This window comes from Domibacillus sp. F004 (assembly GCF_057814295.1).
Window position 1 is genome coordinate 123,708 of the sequence record NZ_JBVATB010000002.1, and the last position, 16,243, is coordinate 139,950.

Below are 16,243 nucleotides of genomic sequence, written 5' to 3' on the forward strand. Positions count from 1 at the left end.
TAAATGTTAGATTTTACTGCTTTTGGTATGAATATATTTTAAAATTAAACTGTATCGTTAATTCAATGATGATAGAGTCAGTTATTTTCTTTGATAATCTTTCGGCAAAGAAAATCCCCTTCCGACAATGTCTGAAGCGTTCAAAAAGATCACAAAAGAATCGGCATCATGCCTCTGTAGTAACTCTTTTAGATAAACGGCTTCTGATTGTTCAACTACGCTAAACAGCAATGCTTTTCTTTGATTCGAAAATCCTCCTTCTGACCACACTCGGGTAAAACCTCTATTGATTTCGTTCCGAATCAGATTTGTTACTTGCTGCTCATTTTCCGTAATAATTAAGACAAGCTTGGAAGAGGAGGAGCGAAGTTGTACGACATCTATGACTTTGCTTCCGATAAAAATTGAAATCATCGCATAAAGAGCGAGCTCTAAGTCAAAGACAATCATCGCAAAAATCACAACACAGCCATCAATTATTAGCTGTGCAAAACCACTTGATAATCCTGTGTATTTTTTAATGAGCTGACCGATAATCGTCGTACCGCCGGTGGAACCGTTCCCCCGAAAGACCAAGCCAAGACCTGTACCTAAGAGTATTCCCCCATATATCGAGGAAAGCATAGGATCTTCTACAGCAAAAGGCAAGTCAGAGGTGATCCAAACAAATAAAGGAAGTGACGTAGTTCCCACAAACGTTTTGACACCAAAATCTTTTCCCAAAAGGAAATATCCAAGAAAAAAGATAGGAATATTAAAACACCATTGAACGAAAGCAGGCGTCCATCCATACAGACTATAAAGAATCGTGCTTATTCCGGAGACCCCTCCTGCTGCTAAAAGAGCCGGTAACAAAAAGAGATTAAACGACAGTCCGACAAAAAAAGTACCAAGTACAATTAAACTATAAGAGCGTAATTCTTTTTGTATGTTCATAAATATGCCCCTTCACATTTCCGTTTAATGACAAATACTAAAGCGAAATATCCTTTACTCATCTCTATGTCCTCTGCCCATTTTGTTATGATCATTATAAACGGGATTTTTCGCCAAAATACAAAAAAACCCTGAATAGGGATTTTTTTAAGTATCCACTATTCGGGGTACAGTTCAAACCTCTCTTAACGGGGAATTTTTTTCTAGGAAAAAATCTCATGGATACGGGCCACTTTTACTTTTTGTTTTTGATAGTTTTTCGCTTCGGATAACTTACATTTCCGCTTCATCGCGCCTTCTTTCCGGCGGGCAAGAATACGTTGTTCTTTGGCAAGCTTTTTCTCCAGTGTACGGAAGAATTTCAGATTTTTGTAGACAGTGCCGGTTGAAAGGATCGCAAAGTCTTTTAATCCAACATCAACGCCGCAAGATGAGTTGGTTTTAGCCAGCGCCTGCATCTCTGTTTCAACCAACAAAGAGACAAAGTATTTGCCAGAAGGATTCCGTCTTACCGTCGCATTCAGATACGCCCGTTGACTTCTCGGCTTTTCGCAAAGCGAACCCAGCCAAGCTTCGAGGGAAAAGCCCCGGCACTCGGCCAGGGCTTTAATAGATAAATGTTGGTTTAATTCCAAATCGCATGTGCCCATTCCGGGTGGTCAATAAAAGGATTGCGGTTATGTTGATACGATTCAAAAATAATGTCATTTCGTCTTTGTTCAAAGGCATCGACCGGGTCTTGTTCGTGCCAATCAAGCAAGACAGAGAGTTTTCCGTGGAACGGATTGGATCCGTTATTCACGTTATCATTTAATTCGAGATCAAGTTCTCCGCTATCTCCTTCATAGCGTACAGCCATATAGAAGAGCATTCTGGCCACGTCTCCTTTTACTTCGTCACGAGGTTCCCAGGAGTCGCTGTCATAATAATTTCCTGGTGCTTCTGTATGTTCTGTTCCTCCGTTATCAAAGTCGAGATTCCCTCTTGAGCTGTTCACGGTCACATCGGTTGGGCGCAAGTGATGAATATCGGTTCCAGGCCCCATAACAGTCCCGAAATCACCATGTGACTTTGCCCATACATGTTCCCGGTTCCAGTCATTTACATCGCCTCCATTCGTGTTCTCGGATTGAGAGCGCCCGGAATAAAGTAAAATGACATTGTTTGGATTCGCCGGATCTTCATCTGTGTTTTTTAGGGCCTCCCAGACGGTTGAATACGAGATTTCGGTATGATCGTCGATGATGTTATGAAGGCTCGTTTTTAACGCTTCTCCCGTTTTTCCAGTCGCCGCATCATAATAAGAGCCGACATTTGGGTTTGGGTCAACAGGCGGTTCAGGATCTACTGGATCTTCCGCCTCGTCAGCAAGCTCCATTCGGGTCACGCTTTTTATCCCTGGATGGGAAAAATAAGCGGTAAGAGAGCCGGTTACTTTTAGTTGTTTTCCTTTTAAATTAGGGTTGCTTTTCAAACCAAAGGCCGCTCTGAAATCAGATGGAATTTGAACATAAATCATGTCAGATGTATCCGTTTCAGAAGGGCTGTCCGCTAGGGCAAGTGCATAATCGTCTGAAAAATTGCTTGTTTCAATGGAAGTAGAGGAGACCGGTTTCCCGACTACATATCCGATGACTGATTTGTTTGTTTCTCCCTGGTTCACGATCGATTGCGTCACACGATAAGGCGATTCCCACGTTCCGCTGCCGTCTTGTGCAGCGGCAAAAACAGGCGTTAAAATGGAAAAAACGAGCAGCAGGGAAAGGAAAAATGGATATTTTGATAAAATTTTCTTATTCAAGTTAATAGACCCTCCATTTCCATTATTTATTCCGTTCTAACCTAGCATGCCATTGTGAATCTATCTTTAAAAAATTGTAAATTTTCTCTCTTCTCACAGAAAATAGGTAAATAAGAGGAGGGGGAGTAGGTCTAATTCATTCCTTTATTTTTGGAAATGAAGAAAAAATGTTCCATTTTGACGACTTATGTCGTATGATAGAAGATATAATACAAATTGTACGAAAAGGCAAAATCATTGAAAAGTGATGACGCAAAACTAGAGGGACTAAAGTCTGGAGATCATGTCAGCCAGTTGTCGAATACGGGCCTCCGTATCAATTAAAAAAGAGGGGGAAGTAAAAATGGTTATCGCACAAACAGGAGAACAAGAATTAAAACGAGTTGGCTTTATTCAAAAAATCATGGTGGTCAGGCATAAACACCAGTATTTAAAGTATCGCTATCTAGAAGCGGGCTGTCTAAATGAAAAAGTCAAAACAGGTTTAAGAGAAAGAAAAATGTATCACTATAAAAAATATAAGAATATGATATAAGGCGCTTCTTCTAGGAAGTGCTTTTTTTTATTACTGTGTAAAGCAAAGAACGCCGGGCTGTGTGCCGGCGTTCCTTACGTTTCCTTTTTATCGCAGATTAACGGGCAGTAAGCCTTCCAATTTGAAAATAGAGGAATCGAAAAAGGAATAATGGGAGACAAACTGCCCGTAAAGGCCCGATTGGTTCGGGCCAGGCTGAGCCGGTCACTCAGGTATTGCCGCAGGACGCGGCGCTTTTTACCTGAGTTCCTCTATCAGTCGTGAAGATTCACTTTATGATGAAACGGGCATTTCCCTTTGATCGGTTCGATGTCGTCCCCGATGAAAAATTGCTTCCATTCGTTATGGTCCGGGTCGCCGAAGTGGCTAATGTCCGGATGTTTCGGCAACTGATCCCACTTTTCAACACGCTCCCGCACTTTTTCGCGAGACATGATGCCGCCTTTTTCGGTTCCCTTTAATCCTTCAAAAATTTTGCGGGGCTGAAACCCGAGCACCATGGAATTGCCGAGGTGACGGGTTTTTCGCTGTTTATACGCCGGTGCATTGCCAAAGACGAAGATCGGTTCTCCATTGAAATGAAAGTCCCATAGAAAGTGTTCAGGGTTTTTCGGGCTTTCCGGGGGCCATTCTTCCTGGTCTTGTTCATGCACGTACTGGAGGATGTCCCAAAACTGTGCTCTGTATTGTTCGAGTGTGCCTTCTTGTTTAAATGGTTCAACGAAAACGAAGAGACCATGCCGGATGAAAGGAGGCGTTTGGAAAAGGGCTAAAAAGTGTTCCAATGCATGCGGCAATTGAGACCAGTCTTTTTGCGTAATATACGCATAGCGCAGCTCACCTTTCCGCTCCCCGTTCATGCCAAAATAACAAGGAAATGTCGGATCGGTTACGGTTTGATGAAATGTTGCGTATTCCCGCTTCAGCCACTCGGGCAAATCTTCACGTGTGTTCATATCTTCTTTTGTTAATAATGTTGTTTTTGTTTTCAGCAATCCATCGCCGCCTCCCGTTCATTCTTTTTGGATCATCGCTATGTGTATGCAGGACATTACCCTTTTTCAAGCGGATTGAAACCAAATCTGCTGTATAAAATAAAATAAGTGTGGGCATAGTAACGGTAAAAGAAAAGAAAAGGGCGAACTATTATGAGGGCAGATGAATACACTAATATGGATGAATATCAGGAAGAGGGCCAGTTCTTTGTCGGATTAACGTGGGCAGCTGTTTTCAGCGTTCCACTCTGGATTTCATTTTTTGGATGGATCAAATTAATGCGACATTTGATGTGAGAGAGTACAAGGGGAATAGCACATTTTTAAATCGGGAGGTACGACGAATGCCACTCTATCATATGAAAGAAATTTGGACGCCGTTAAAATGGATGGGGATTAAAATCTATAAGTCTTACGGTCAAGGTGAAGGCTATTATATGAAGTTTCGTGATCAGCACCGAAAAAAAATCGGGTTCTAGCATACAAAAAAAAGAGTATGAGCAATCTATTCTTTACGAGGACGGGCGCATATGTGCCCGTTTTTTTATGCTGAATAATAAAAAGAGGGGGAACGGCCCTAGTATATAGGCCGTTCGTTTCATCAGCCGGTGTACGATTGCACGTTTGAGCGCGGAAGGGCAAGGTAGATGTAGGTGTAGTTTTTAAAATGAAACAGCGATTTTCGTTTTTTCTTTTCAAAGTACACCCGGTAGGCATCGCCAATATTTTCAAAGCCAATGTAGTGGAACTGCTGATCTATACTAAACTTTAGGGCAGCTTCTTCAATATCCGTGACATTATGAACGGCAAAATCGGGACGCCTGTAGTCGATGACAGACGGGCGTTCATTAATGGATTCGAGAAAAAATAGCATGTCTTCATCTCCTTTTCAAATAAAGTGAAACTTTATTCAATGGGGGTTAGGCCCATAGGATGTGGGTCATGCAGACGTTGTCACAGGACGTGACGGGTTTAGTCTGCGTTCCGCTATCCCCATTGAATAAAAGACGAACTCAGGTAAAGAGCGCCGCGTCCTGCGGCAATACCTGAGTGACCAGGCTCAGCCTGGCCCGAACCAATCGGGCTTTTACGGGCAGTTGATCCCAAACGAAGCCTTCTTTTCTTTCCGAAATCTTGAAGTGGGGGGTCTTACTGCCCGTTAATGCGGGATAAGTCTTATTATAGAATATAGAGTGTTACACTAACGTTACACGGAGATTGAAAAGCAAAGAAAAAGGCTATTCCCAGGGGGCCCAGTGAGCAAGGGAATAGCCTCGTTATTATGATTGGAGCGGTCCGCGGGTGATAGCGGTCAGGGCTTCATTAATTCCAAATAGTTTTGCATTGACGTTCGTGATGCCAAAGCCGTTCAGGCGTTTTTTATGCATTGTTAAGTAGTTTTCGGCGTCTGTTTTTGTTTCGAAAATATAGATGCCGCCTGCTTCCTTCGTTTCTTTGTTTTCTGTCCAGACTTTCCAGAGGAATCCTTTTTCTTCATTAATGCTTTTCGCCAGATCGGAAAAAGCAGCCGTCATTTCGTCTCCGAACGGTCCTTCATGTTTAAAGTCTACTTGTAATAAGTATGCCATTTGTCATTTCTCCTTTACGGTTTTTGAATATACAGTTCTCCGAGAATTTCGTTCCGCTCGTATGAATGAGCGGAAAGTTCTTTTTGAATAAATGATGGAATATCTGTTTGATCGATATCGTACAGCACTTCGATTTCTTTTGAAAACAACAGGCCTTCTTTTTCAAGAAGGGATGAGAGTGCAGGAAGTGTTCGTGTTTGAAGCGGCTCTGCTTCTGAAATTTGCCCGAGGCCCTGTACATAATAGTCAAACGGCCGTGCGCCGACGATTTTGATGCCTTTGTTTTCTTCGTTGACCATGATGATCGTCGGGAATCCGCGGGCGCCAAGCTGCCGTGCGAGGGCAAAGTCTTGCTGCAATAGCTGTTCGCCTGCATCACTGTTCGCTTCTTTGATAATGCTTTCTCCGTCAAGCTTCATTTCATTTAAAATGTCGATTAAGACCGCATCATCCGCGATGTTTTGATTGAACGCAAACACAGCTTCCCGCGCCCGTCGTAAAAAGGTGGTCGCAAGCCCGGGGTCTTTTTGCTGGACGATTTTAAAGACACGGGAAGGCGGGTAGGAGGAATGGACGGGATTTTCGAGCCATACGGAACCGTCTATTGGCATGCGGGAATGTTCGCCCACTTCTTTCCAATGTGCGGCAACATCTGCCGAACCGGAAATGCCGTTTGCCACATCCCGGAAGCCTTCCCACGTTTCAAGCAGTCCGCCCATGACCGTTTGGACCGTGAAATAGTGCCCGTATTGCTGTTCAAATCGGCGTAAAACCGGTTCGAGTGCCCAGCAATGGGAGCAAATCGGATCAGTGATGTAATAAAGAGTGATCTTTTTTTCAGGCTGGTTTAAATCAATCATTTCAAACGCTGTATCGCTAGCATCCCCACAGATGCCTGTTTCTAGATCGCATATCATCTTATTGTTTGTCATCATTATTTCCTCTTTTCTTTCTTATTTTTTGTATTGAAGTGCCCATTGTTGAACGGGCCCGAGCGCAACGGTTAAGGCCCGGCCTTTTTCGGTTAATTCATATGAAATGGTGACGGGGGTACCCGTTGTCACTTTTTTCTCAATTAATCCGTGTTCGGCGAGCTCAGTTAGTTTTAATGATAAGGCTCTAGGTGTAATATCTGTCAGGTCTCTTTTCATTTCAGAAAAATGGGCGGTGCCATTTGGGCAAAGAGACAAATAATGAATGATGAGCCCATTCCACTTTTTTCCTAGTATTTCAAATGAATATTGTAAGTATGGACAAATTTCCACAGGTGACACCTCACTTATGAATACAGTATATCAAATATAAAAAATATATCAACTATAAAAAGTATACTAATTTTGACAAAAAGGAATAAGGGCCTTTCGTTATAGAATGGATACAGGAAAATCGATTGAGTCCCGGTATGTTATGATAAACATAGAATATTTTGTCAAATTGGAGGGTTTCGTTTGATCGAGTTGCGAGAGGCAAGAAAAGGGTATCGATCGGGAAGCAGGAAAGAGGAGATTTTGCGCGGTATTGATCTGCATGTCGAAAAAGGCGAGTATGTGGCGATTATGGGGAAGTCCGGCTCCGGGAAAAGTACGCTGCTGAATTTGCTCGGTGCGCTTGATGGATTAGATGCAGGCGAGTATGAATTAGCGGGGAAGTCTGTGCATAAAATGAGACAGGGCCGCCGAGCTGCGCTTCGTAATAAAGAAATTGGCTTTGTGTTTCAGCACTTTCAGCTTATTCCAAATTTGTCTGTGTATCAAAATGTGATGCTGCCGCTCGTGTACGGCAAGAAGCGGCTCGGAAAAAAGAAGTCGCGTGTGCTTCGTCTTCTTGATGAAGTTGGTTTGCTAGATAAAAAGAATCAAAAGCCAGCCCGCCTGTCCGGCGGCGAGAAGCAGCGTGTCGCTATTGCACGGGCGCTTGTGAATGAGCCGGGGCTAATTTTGGCCGATGAACCGACAGGGAGCTTAGATGAAGAGACGACAGACAGTGTGTTGAATTTGTTTGATCGTGTACATACGCAAGGAACGACGATTATCATGATTACACATGATCATGATGTGGCAGAGCGGGCTGAACGCACCTTGCACTTGAAAAATGGGGTGCTCGTATGAAGTTGATCACGGCGTTTAAACTAGCGTGTTTCGGCTTATGGTCAAATCGCTTTCGAGTACTGTCGGCGATGATGGGGGTGGTGATTGGCATGTTTGCGGTCATCGTGCTCACATCGATTGCCATTGGGGTAAAAGATACGCTGCTCAAGCAGATGGGCAGTCTCGGCGCGGAGCAAATTCTCGTCATGCCAGGCCGGGTGCTTGATACAGCGGGCGGACAGAAAGATTTTTTAAGCGGACTGACGAGTGTGCCAAGTACGTTAACGTATGACGATGCGAAAGCGGTCGAACAAGTGCCGAATGTAAAATCGGTGACTCCGCAGCTTGAAACAGTGACAGTGGCAAAGCATGGAGAGAAAAGTGTGCAGTCAGTGTTGGTTGGCAGTACGCATCAATATAGCCGTATTCAGCATGCGGATTTATCGGAAGGGCGCTTTTTTACGAAAGAAGAGCAGGGCGAGAAAGCAAAGGTTGTCGTTCTCGGAAGCAATATTCATGATGCACTGCTCGGTCTACATACAGAACCGGCTGAAGGCGGCGACACGGGACCGGCTGAAGCAAAACCAAAAGCCTTATGGCAACGCATACTGGATTCGCTGCTGGCAGGTGTTGTGTCAGCTGAAGAAGTATCGTTAGTCGGGAAGACGTTGACGATCAATGAGAATGAATACAAGGTGATTGGTGTGCTGGAGCCGAATGCGACGCTCGGATCGAGTACGGATAATAATGTCATCATGCCGATTGAGACGGCGCTTGAAACGACCGATATGAAAAATTTGAATAAGATGGTCGTGGAGGCATCGAGCCTTGATGTGATTGATGAGGTGGATGGCGCGGTGTTTTCAGCGATTAAAGCGAACCATCAGGAAATTGATTTTAGCGTCGTGAAGCAGGATCAAATGCTGGGTGCGCTCGATAATGTGACGTCGATTTTGCAAGTGATGCTTTTTGGCATTACGGTGACGGCTCTTCTGATTAGCGGAACCGGCATTATGAATGTGATGGTCATGTCGGTGCGTGAGCGGACGCGTGAAATTGGTATTCGCAAGGCACTCGGCGCAACGACATTTGAAGTGATGGGCCAGTTTTTCTTTGAGACGCTGCTGCTTTGTTTTATTGGCGGCGCGGTTGGAATTGGTCTCGGATACGGGTTTATTGAACTATGGAACAGCCAGGTCGATGTGTTCGCCCTCGTGCTGCCGATTTGGGCCGTGAAATTGGCCTTGTATTCATCGCTTGTGATCGGCGGATTGTTCGGCATTTATCCGGCGTTGAAAGCAGCGCGGATGAACCCGAGCAAAGCATTACGGTTTGAGTGAGAAGCTCGCTATATTCAGATGAATGGACAATATTGGATTTGTGCGTTATCCTTTTAAAACGAAGCCCGCCCGGTGTTTGGCGGGCTGTTTCCGGCAGAGGTGGTTTTTTGAAACGGATACTAAAAGTCGGTATGCTGCTTTTGGTCGGCGCGGTCATATTTCATTTTTCTTCCCAGACGTACGAGCAGCAGTCGCTTGTGCCGCTTCTCAGGCGGCTGCTTCCAGGCGAGCCGTTTGCAGGCAGCCTGTCGCATATAGAAGTGTCATACTGGAACTCGATTATTTCGGTCGAGACGAAAGGGTATTATTACTTTTTGGAGTTTTTGATCCGAAAATTTGCCCATTTGGTTTTGTTTGGGTGTTTAGCGATGGCGCTTTTTAGTGTGATGATGCTGGCGAGGCCACGGCACATATGGCCGGTTGTACTGTTTTCATTAATGGGAACGGGGATATATGCAGTGCTGGATGAGTATCACCAGATGTTGACAGGAGGGCGGACACCGCTTTTAAAAGATGTCGTACTTGATATGATCGGAGCGACGGCGGCCCTTTCATTTTACGTGCCGCTGTTATTGTGGAAAATGAACCGGAAGTAAAAAAGGTATGCCCCTAGGTTTTCAGTATAAGACTGAAGAGGGAACATACCTTTTTTTCGTTCGGGGCCCGGCCGTTTATTTCATCAAGGATGGAATCCATGTTGAAAGAGGCGGGAAGAACGAGATGATCAGTACATCAAGTATTAAGATGAGGATGAGCGGGATAACTGCTTTCCCGATTTTCACAATCGATAGTTTGGTCAGCTGCGAGACGACGAACAAGTCAATCCCAACTGGCGGTGTGACCAGGCCGATAGCCAAGTTACATACCATGATAACACCGAAATGAACGGGATCGATGCCTAATGCGATCGCTGTGCTTAACAATAATGGAACAAAGATCAGAATCGCAGCCCCTCCATCAAGGAACATACCGGCGATAAACAAAATAATGTTGACGATAATTAAGAAAACGTATTTATTTGTTACAAATTCTGAAATGGTTGCGTACACCATATCAGGAACGCCCGTGATGCTAATGAAGAAGCCGAATAAACCAGCCGCTCCAATAACAATCATAATGACGGCGCTGCTAATAGCAGAATTTCGAAGCGTTTCAATCAATTGTTTAATCGTAATTTCACGGTAAATAAGGAAACCGATGATGAATGAGTACACAACAGCGACAACAGATGCTTCTGTCGGTGTGAAAACACCGCTGTAAATACCGCCTAACACAATGATTGGCATTAATAGAGCGAGAATTGCTGATTTAAACGCTGACCACACGTCAGCAGGCGTTTTACGCTCTTCCCCAACATATCCGCGCCGGTTGGCGATAATATATGCGCTGATGAGAAGGGAAAAGGTAATCAGTATACCAGGTAGAATACCCGCTAAAAAGAGATCGCCGATGGACACTTCTGCCGCAACCCCGTATAAGATCATCGAAATACTTGGCGGAATAATAACACCGAGAGCCCCTGCAACCGCCTGGTTGGCCGCTGCATATTCTACATGATAGCCTCTGGCAAGCATAGCTGGGATAAGGATGGAACCGATGGCCGCTGTTGTCGCCGCTCCGGATCCGGAAATAGCCGCAAAAAACATCGATGTGACGATGGCAACCATGGCAAGGCCGCCTGTAAAATGACCGACTAGTGAACTAGCAAAGTTGACGAGACGTTTTGAAATCCCGCCTGCTCCCATTAAGTTTCCAGCGAGGATGAAAAATGGGATGGCCATTAAAGGAAACGAGTTGATTGCGACGAAAATCCTTTGCGGAACAACGTCTAGCGGCAAAGAATCATGCAGCCAAATTCCAGCAACGGTAGAGAGCCCGAGTGAAAAAGCAATCGGTACGCTTAGAAACAGGAGAACGAATAAGGAAATAAAAAATATAGGAAGCATGTTGTCACTCCTTTCTTCCTATGAACTCTTCAAAAATACAGGTGATGGAGTTCATGAAAAATAGTATTCCTCCAATAGGAAGAGAAAGATAAATAATATACATTGACATTCCGGTTCCTGGAGCAATTTGATTAGAAAACTTTTGAGCAAGGTCTAACCCGTAAACAATTAAAATGTAATAAAAAACCATTGAAATAAGATGAGTAAGAATGATGATCCATTTTCTTATGTTTTCATTAAGCAATTCCGGAACCACTTCGACGGCTAACAAATTTCTATTTCGCAAAGCGAGAGAAGCCCCGATTAAAACGACATAAATCATGAGAAAGCGGGAAAGTTCCTCAGACCACGCAAGAGAGGATCCGAGCACATACCGAGCAATAACTTGCCAGAAAATAAGCCCCGTCATGACCGCCATCATTAACGCAACTAAATAGCCGCAAAATTTATTAAATACGTCAGTTATGCGTATATAGCCTTGCATAATGTTTTTCATTGTCTCAACTCCTTAATGAAGAAGGGGGGATAATGATAGACTCATTATCACCCTTCAAGCAGTTCTAATTAATATTCGGTATTCTGTACTCTCTCAATCATTTCTTCGCCAATTTGCGGTGCCCATTTTTCATAGACAGAATCTACTTTTGCTTTAAATGATTCTTTGTCCGGCTCTGTAATAACAACGCCTTCTTTTTGGATGAATTCAGCAGCTTCTGCTACTTTATCTTCGTTCGCTTGACGCCCGATCGGTTCAGCGGCTTCAGCAGCTTTTAAAACGGCTTCTTGCTGATCCGGTGTTAAACCTTCAAAAATACCTTTTGAAATGGCGATCGGTGCTGGAGAAAAACGGTCTTCGATTAAAGCAACGTGGCTTTGAACTTCATAAATTTTAGATGTTTGAATCGTCGCGAGTGAGTTAGAGTGCCCATCGATTACACCTTGTTGAAGGCCTGTAAATACTTCTGTCCATGCCATTGGTGTCGGGTCTGCTCCAAATGCTTTCCATGTGTCGATTTGCACTTCATTTTCTTGTACACGCACTTTCAAGCCTTCTACATCTTCTACTGATTTAATTTCATTGTTGGATGATGTCGCAACGAACCCATTTTCAACCCAGCCAAGGATCTTGACGTTTGCTGCGTCTTCAAATTTTTGTGAGAGTTCATCCCCGATTTCCCCATCTAACACAGCGTACGCATGCTCGCGGTTATCAAGGAGGAATGGCAAGTCAAACATGTTAAATTCCGTTACCCAGTTGCCCATAGGACCGGCAGAGATAATTCCCATATCAAGAGAGTCCATACCCATTAGTTCGAATACTTCACGCTCGCCGCCTAATGCATTGTTATAGTGAATTTTGACTGACATTTGATCATCTGTTAATTCTTCTAATTCATCTCTAAACGCTTTCGCTGCTACATCAAATTTTGCGCCTTCTGGTTCAGGAATACTTAAGTCTAGTACGATTTTTTCGCCAGATTCAGCCGTGTTTTCATTTGCGCCATCCGAAGAAGCACCGCAGCCTGCAAGTCCTAATGATAAAGCGGCTGCCAAAGATGTTACTTTTAATAATTTTTTCATGATAAATCCCCCTTGTTTTTTATGAATTTGGATACACAATGACTTTCAAACTTTCACTTCGATTGGTATGGGCTTGATGCATCGCTGCTTGAATATCGTCAAGCGGATAGCTGTCGGTTAACAGGTGCTGCATTTGGCTATCCATTGATGTCAGCAAATCAATCGCCAGTGGATACGTATTGGTATAGCGGTAAACCGAATACAAATTAATTTCATTTTGAAGCATAAACGTGACGTTAAGCGGCACTGTCTCCGTTGGCGGAAAGCCGATCACAACGATCGAACCGCCGCGCTTTGTCAGCTCAGGAGTAGATTGAAGCGCTTTCGCGTTACCGGAAGTCTCAATCACGATGTCAGCACCGAGCCCGTCTGTCAGCTGTTTGACTTCGTCTAAGATAGACTGTTTTGAAATATCGACGGCCTTTGTTGCACCGAGTTTCAGGGCAGCATCAAGGCGGAGCGCTTCCATATCACTTACAATAATTTCTTTTGCGCCAAACGCTTTTGCTGCTGCAACGGTTAATAGTCCGACCGGTCCCATTCCTGAAATGACAACGGTATCGCCTGTTTTCAACTGACCGCGCTTCACAGCGTGAATGCCGACTGACAGCGGTTCTGCCAAGGTAGCGTTTTCATAAGAAAGCTCATCCGGTATCGCGAATAAAAAATCCTCCCGGTGCTTTAAATATTGAACAAACGCTCCTTTAACCGGCGGCGTAGATAAAAACTGTACATCGGGACAAAGATTGTACCGGCCTTCCCGGCACCATTCACAGGTCATACACGCAACACCAGGCTCAATCGCTACCCGGTCTCCCGGGGTACATCGGGTTACTTCTTCTCCTACAGCGACGACAATTCCAGCGCATTCATGACCTTGAATGTGGGGATACTGCACTTCGCGTTTTCCAATCCGGCCGTGCGCATAATAATGAACATCTGAGCCGCAAATTCCGACTGCCATAACTTGAACGAGTACCTCTTTCCCGGTTATATGCGGAACGGGTGCGTGGGCTACATTTACTTGCAGCGGCTTTTCAAGATAAGCGACTTTCATCGTTTCTGGTATAGTTAAAGATGGTTTAGCTGTTTCTGTCTGGCACATAAGGCAACTCCTTTCTTTAAGGTAAGCGTTTACTTTGAATGAAATAAAAAATTAACTGTTATAACTGAGAAGCACTTTTCCGCATTGTTTCTGTTCACAAAGTTCAAAAGCATCTTTCCACTCGGTAAGAGGAAGCTTATGCGTAATGATCGGTGCCAGATTGATTTTTTTCTGTTCAAGAATGTGCATAACCCGATCCCACGTTGTCATCGAGTGGGCAAGTGAGCCGAATACTTGAAGCTGTTTATATAGAACTGTATCAAAGTCTAACGTAATTTCTTTTCCGGCAATCCCGACTTGAATATGTTTCCCGCGTTGTTTCAATGCGGACAGACAACTTGAAACAGATGGGCCTGCTCCTGCACATTCAACCGTTACATCAACGCCCAATCCATTCGTTTCTTTCATGACAATCGCTTGTAAATCTTCTTTTATAACATCGACAACGATGTCAGCGCCAAGTTCTTTTGCTAGTTCAAGGCGAGTAGTATCTGCTGACGTTCCGGCAACAATGATTTTACAGCCTTTCATCGCTAGTAATGAGAGACAAATTAATCCAATAGGTCCAGGTCCGGAAAGTAAAACGGTATCACCGATTTGGATCGTTGTCAGTTCTTCAATGGCTTGAACGGCACAAGCGAGCGGTTCTGACAAAGCGGCTTCTTCAAGACTTACGCTGTCCGGCACTTTGTAAACCATGTCTTCACGAACGACCGCATATTTTGTGAAACTGCCGTTTACACCGTGACCCATTCCGCGGCGATCTTTGCAAAACATGTAATAACCAGTCCGACAATATTCGCAAGAACCACATGTGACAGCGGTTGAACCGAGAATGGCCACCCGGTCACCTTTCATTACTTTTGTGACCTGTTGCCCAACTTCTGCAACAACACCGGAAAATTCATGGCCCATAATAACAGGCGGATAACTTTTGAATGTTTCATGGTATATATGCAAATCAGTACCGCAAATCCCGGTATAGGCAATGTCTATTTTCACACCATCATCCGGGCATTCAGGCTCAGGAACTGACAATAATTCAACATTTCCAATCCCATACTTCGTTTTAAGTAGTGCGTCCATAGTAGCCTCCTACTTTTCGATTTAATTTGGTAAAGCGCTTTACTTAACTGGATAGTCCGATTATAAAAAGAGCATACAGAAAAGTCAAACAGTTTTTTAAAAAAACTTTTTTTCTTTTAATAAATTAGCAGAGTTACTGTCAATTATAGACTTTTTTTAAAATTGACAAATTCAGCAAAGAATGATAGTTATTTTCATTAAGCAAACATTATTTTATCGATAGAAAGAGAGCATTGACTATGAAACCAACCATTTATGATGTCGCGAGCAAAGCGAATGTTTCCATTGCAACAGTTTCAAAAGTGCTAAATAGTTCAGGAAGGATCAGTGATGAGACAAGGAAACGTGTGCTGAAAGTGATCGAACAGTTAAACTATCAGCCGAGTATGATGGCGACAGCGTTAACAGGCAAAAGTACGTTCACAATTGGGCTGCTTATACCTGATATGGCCAACCCGTTCTTTGGCGAATTAGCGAGAAGTATTGAAGACAGGGGCCATGAACTCGGCTATAATTTGCTCATTTGCAGCACAGATTACCAGCCGGATAAAGAACAAAATTACATCGAGTTATTAAAAAGAAAAAGTGTTGACGGTCTTATTTTAGCTTCTGGATTTGAAGAGACTTCTGAAGTGGATAAGCTCATTAAAGAAAAGTTTCCGGTAACGATTGTCGCACGTGACTTTCCTTCCACATATGTGAATTCTGTGTCGTTAGATGATTTTCAAGGGGGGTACGAAGCAACATCGTATTTAATTCAATTAGGCCATCGGCAGATCGCGATTATCGCACGGGATGTATGGAGCAATCGCGAACGGATGAGAGGGTATAAACAAGCGCTCGAAGATCATGGTTTAGAAGAATACGGCATGTTTACATTTGTGGAGGAATCGAATGTCGAGTGGGGAGGAAAAGTGGCGGAGGAATATTTACGTTCTGGGAAACCGCTTACTGCGATCTTCGCTTGCAATGATCTGTTGGCGAGTGGGGCGATCCAGGCTGCTCGGACTCTTGACCTTCACGTGCCGGATGATGTATCCATTATCGGTTTTGATAACACCATCATCGCGACGCTTGTCGATCCTCAGCTGACAACGATGGCTCAGCCAATTAGAGAAATGGGGCATGAAGTGATGGATTTAATGGTGGAGGAAATTAAGAAAGGAGGGCAGTCGAAAAGACGAGTTGTCCTTAGTCCGACTTTGATCAAGCGCGGTTCCACCGCCAAATTGAACAAATAAT

At 43.9% G+C, this 16,243-nt stretch carries 18 protein-coding genes, 1 pseudogene and 1 riboswitch; of the genes and pseudogenes, 6 read left to right on the plus strand and 13 right to left on the minus strand.

What is annotated here, in order from left to right; all coding sequences use genetic code 11:
• Positions 1–81: 81 nt before the first annotated feature.
• From ACZYRN_RS06200 to ACZYRN_RS06210, 3 genes and pseudogenes are all read right to left on the minus strand, one after another.
• Complete coding sequence (locus tag ACZYRN_RS06200) at positions 82–936, minus strand: YitT family protein (RefSeq protein ID WP_488910661.1); 855 nt, start codon at positions 934–936, stop codon at positions 82–84.
• A 215-nt stretch (positions 937–1,151) separates the two neighbouring features.
• Positions 1,152–1,510: pseudogene (locus ACZYRN_RS06205) on the minus strand (transposase); the annotation flags it as partial.
• Positions 1,511–1,561: 51 nt separating this feature from the next.
• The gene (locus tag ACZYRN_RS06210; protein ID WP_488910662.1) at positions 1,562–2,737 is read right to left on the minus strand and encodes an endonuclease; all 1,176 of its coding nucleotides are present in this window, start codon (positions 2,735–2,737) and stop codon (positions 1,562–1,564) included.
• Between the two features lie 217 nt (positions 2,738–2,954).
• Positions 2,955–3,039, plus strand: a riboswitch (cyclic di-GMP riboswitch).
• A 41-nt stretch (positions 3,040–3,080) separates the two neighbouring features.
• Here ACZYRN_RS06210 and ACZYRN_RS06215 point away from each other — a divergent pair.
• Positions 3,081–3,272: a hypothetical protein gene (locus ACZYRN_RS06215; RefSeq protein ID WP_488910663.1), complete on the plus strand. Its 192-nt coding sequence runs from the start codon at positions 3,081–3,083 to the stop codon at positions 3,270–3,272.
• A 254-nt stretch (positions 3,273–3,526) separates the two neighbouring features.
• Here ACZYRN_RS06215 and ACZYRN_RS06220 read toward each other — a convergent pair whose 3' ends face one another.
• Positions 3,527–4,228, minus strand: a complete 702-nt coding sequence (locus ACZYRN_RS06220; RefSeq protein ID WP_488911121.1) for a YqcI/YcgG family protein — start codon at positions 4,226–4,228, stop codon at positions 3,527–3,529.
• Positions 4,229–4,611: 383 nt separating this feature from the next.
• Between ACZYRN_RS06220 and ACZYRN_RS06225 the strand changes: the two genes are divergently transcribed.
• A complete protein-coding gene (locus ACZYRN_RS06225) occupies positions 4,612–4,746 on the plus strand; it encodes a hypothetical protein (protein ID WP_488910664.1) in 135 nt (44 codons plus the stop codon).
• Positions 4,747–4,868: 122 nt separating this feature from the next.
• Here ACZYRN_RS06225 and ACZYRN_RS06230 read toward each other — a convergent pair whose 3' ends face one another.
• From ACZYRN_RS06230 to ACZYRN_RS06245, 4 genes are all read right to left on the minus strand, one after another.
• Entirely contained in the window at positions 4,869–5,141 is a 273-nt protein-coding gene (locus tag ACZYRN_RS06230) for a hypothetical protein (protein ID WP_488910665.1), read from the minus strand.
• 406 nt (positions 5,142–5,547) lie between these two features.
• Positions 5,548–5,856 (minus strand): monooxygenase, encoded by a 309-nt coding sequence (locus tag ACZYRN_RS06235; RefSeq protein ID WP_488910666.1) that lies wholly within the window; start codon positions 5,854–5,856, stop codon positions 5,548–5,550.
• Positions 5,857–5,870: 14 nt separating this feature from the next.
• Positions 5,871–6,788, minus strand: a complete 918-nt coding sequence (locus ACZYRN_RS06240; protein ID WP_488910667.1) for a DsbA family protein — start codon at positions 6,786–6,788, stop codon at positions 5,871–5,873.
• Positions 6,789–6,809: 21 nt separating this feature from the next.
• Positions 6,810–7,121: a winged helix-turn-helix transcriptional regulator gene (locus ACZYRN_RS06245; protein WP_488910668.1), complete on the minus strand. Its 312-nt coding sequence runs from the start codon at positions 7,119–7,121 to the stop codon at positions 6,810–6,812.
• 183 nt (positions 7,122–7,304) lie between these two features.
• Here ACZYRN_RS06245 and ACZYRN_RS06250 point away from each other — a divergent pair, with 183 nt between their 5' ends.
• The 3 genes from ACZYRN_RS06250 to ACZYRN_RS06260 all read left to right on the plus strand — a co-directional run bounded on the left by ACZYRN_RS06250 (position 7,305) and on the right by ACZYRN_RS06260 (position 9,879).
• The gene (locus ACZYRN_RS06250) at positions 7,305–7,964 is read left to right on the plus strand and encodes an ABC transporter ATP-binding protein (protein WP_488910669.1); all 660 of its coding nucleotides are present in this window, start codon (positions 7,305–7,307) and stop codon (positions 7,962–7,964) included.
• Positions 7,961–9,283: an ABC transporter permease gene (locus tag ACZYRN_RS06255; protein WP_488910670.1), complete on the plus strand. Its 1,323-nt coding sequence runs from the start codon at positions 7,961–7,963 to the stop codon at positions 9,281–9,283. Before ACZYRN_RS06250 ends, ACZYRN_RS06255 begins: the two co-directional genes overlap by 4 nt.
• Positions 9,284–9,390: 107 nt before the next feature.
• Positions 9,391–9,879: a VanZ family protein gene (locus tag ACZYRN_RS06260; protein WP_488910671.1), complete on the plus strand. Its 489-nt coding sequence runs from the start codon at positions 9,391–9,393 to the stop codon at positions 9,877–9,879.
• A 75-nt stretch (positions 9,880–9,954) separates the two neighbouring features.
• Here ACZYRN_RS06260 and ACZYRN_RS06265 read toward each other — a convergent pair whose 3' ends face one another.
• The 5 genes from ACZYRN_RS06265 to ACZYRN_RS06285 form a co-directional block, all read right to left on the minus strand.
• A complete protein-coding gene (locus ACZYRN_RS06265) occupies positions 9,955–11,229 on the minus strand; it encodes a TRAP transporter large permease (RefSeq protein WP_488910672.1) in 1,275 nt (424 codons plus the stop codon).
• Positions 11,230–11,233: 4 nt separating this feature from the next.
• Positions 11,234–11,725 carry a TRAP transporter small permease gene (locus ACZYRN_RS06270; RefSeq protein ID WP_488910673.1) on the minus strand — a complete coding sequence of 164 codons (492 nt, stop codon included), beginning with the start codon at positions 11,723–11,725 and terminating at the stop codon, positions 11,234–11,236.
• A gap of 68 nt (positions 11,726–11,793) precedes the next feature.
• The gene (gene dctP, locus ACZYRN_RS06275; protein ID WP_488910674.1) at positions 11,794–12,810 is read right to left on the minus strand and encodes a TRAP transporter substrate-binding protein DctP; all 1,017 of its coding nucleotides are present in this window, start codon (positions 12,808–12,810) and stop codon (positions 11,794–11,796) included.
• Between the two features lie 19 nt (positions 12,811–12,829).
• On the minus strand, positions 12,830–13,915 hold the full coding sequence (locus ACZYRN_RS06280) for an NAD(P)-dependent alcohol dehydrogenase (RefSeq protein WP_488910675.1): 1,086 nt from the start codon (positions 13,913–13,915) through the stop codon (positions 12,830–12,832).
• Between the two features lie 51 nt (positions 13,916–13,966).
• Entirely contained in the window at positions 13,967–15,001 is a 1,035-nt protein-coding gene (locus ACZYRN_RS06285) for a zinc-dependent alcohol dehydrogenase (protein ID WP_488910676.1), read from the minus strand.
• A 239-nt stretch (positions 15,002–15,240) separates the two neighbouring features.
• Between ACZYRN_RS06285 and ACZYRN_RS06290 the strand changes: the two genes are divergently transcribed.
• Positions 15,241–16,242 (plus strand): LacI family DNA-binding transcriptional regulator, encoded by a 1,002-nt coding sequence (locus ACZYRN_RS06290; RefSeq protein ID WP_488910677.1) that lies wholly within the window; start codon positions 15,241–15,243, stop codon positions 16,240–16,242.
• Position 16,243 lies beyond the last annotated feature (1 nt).

What these genes read in the sequence shown, in the direction of transcription:
- ACZYRN_RS06285 (WP_488910676.1), bottom strand. Translation starts at nt 15,001, where the DNA reads ATGGACGCACTACTTAAAACGAAGTATGGGATTGGAAATGTTGAATTA.
- ACZYRN_RS06280 (WP_488910675.1), bottom strand. Translation starts at nt 13,915, where the DNA reads ATGTGCCAGACAGAAACAGCTAAACCATCTTTAACTATACCAGAAACG.
- ACZYRN_RS06255 (WP_488910670.1), top strand. Translation starts at nt 7,961, where the DNA reads ATGAAGTTGATCACGGCGTTTAAACTAGCGTGTTTCGGCTTATGGTCA.
- ACZYRN_RS06235 (WP_488910666.1), bottom strand. Translation starts at nt 5,856, where the DNA reads ATGGCATACTTATTACAAGTAGACTTTAAACATGAAGGACCGTTCGGA.
- ACZYRN_RS06265 (WP_488910672.1), bottom strand. Translation starts at nt 11,229, where the DNA reads ATGCTTCCTATATTTTTTATTTCCTTATTCGTTCTCCTGTTTCTAAGC.
- ACZYRN_RS06225 (WP_488910664.1), top strand. Translation starts at nt 4,612, where the DNA reads ATGCCACTCTATCATATGAAAGAAATTTGGACGCCGTTAAAATGGATG.
- ACZYRN_RS06230 (WP_488910665.1), bottom strand. Translation starts at nt 5,141, where the DNA reads ATGCTATTTTTTCTCGAATCCATTAATGAACGCCCGTCTGTCATCGAC.
- ACZYRN_RS06290 (WP_488910677.1), top strand. Translation starts at nt 15,241, where the DNA reads ATGAAACCAACCATTTATGATGTCGCGAGCAAAGCGAATGTTTCCATT.
- dctP (WP_488910674.1), bottom strand. Translation starts at nt 12,810, where the DNA reads ATGAAAAAATTATTAAAAGTAACATCTTTGGCAGCCGCTTTATCATTA.
- ACZYRN_RS06240 (WP_488910667.1), bottom strand. Translation starts at nt 6,788, where the DNA reads ATGACAAACAATAAGATGATATGCGATCTAGAAACAGGCATCTGTGGG.
- ACZYRN_RS06215 (WP_488910663.1), top strand. Translation starts at nt 3,081, where the DNA reads ATGGTTATCGCACAAACAGGAGAACAAGAATTAAAACGAGTTGGCTTT.
- ACZYRN_RS06200 (WP_488910661.1), bottom strand. Translation starts at nt 936, where the DNA reads ATGAACATACAAAAAGAATTACGCTCTTATAGTTTAATTGTACTTGGT.
- ACZYRN_RS06220 (WP_488911121.1), bottom strand. Translation starts at nt 4,228, where the DNA reads ATGAACACACGTGAAGATTTGCCCGAGTGGCTGAAGCGGGAATACGCA.
- ACZYRN_RS06270 (WP_488910673.1), bottom strand. Translation starts at nt 11,725, where the DNA reads ATGAAAAACATTATGCAAGGCTATATACGCATAACTGACGTATTTAAT.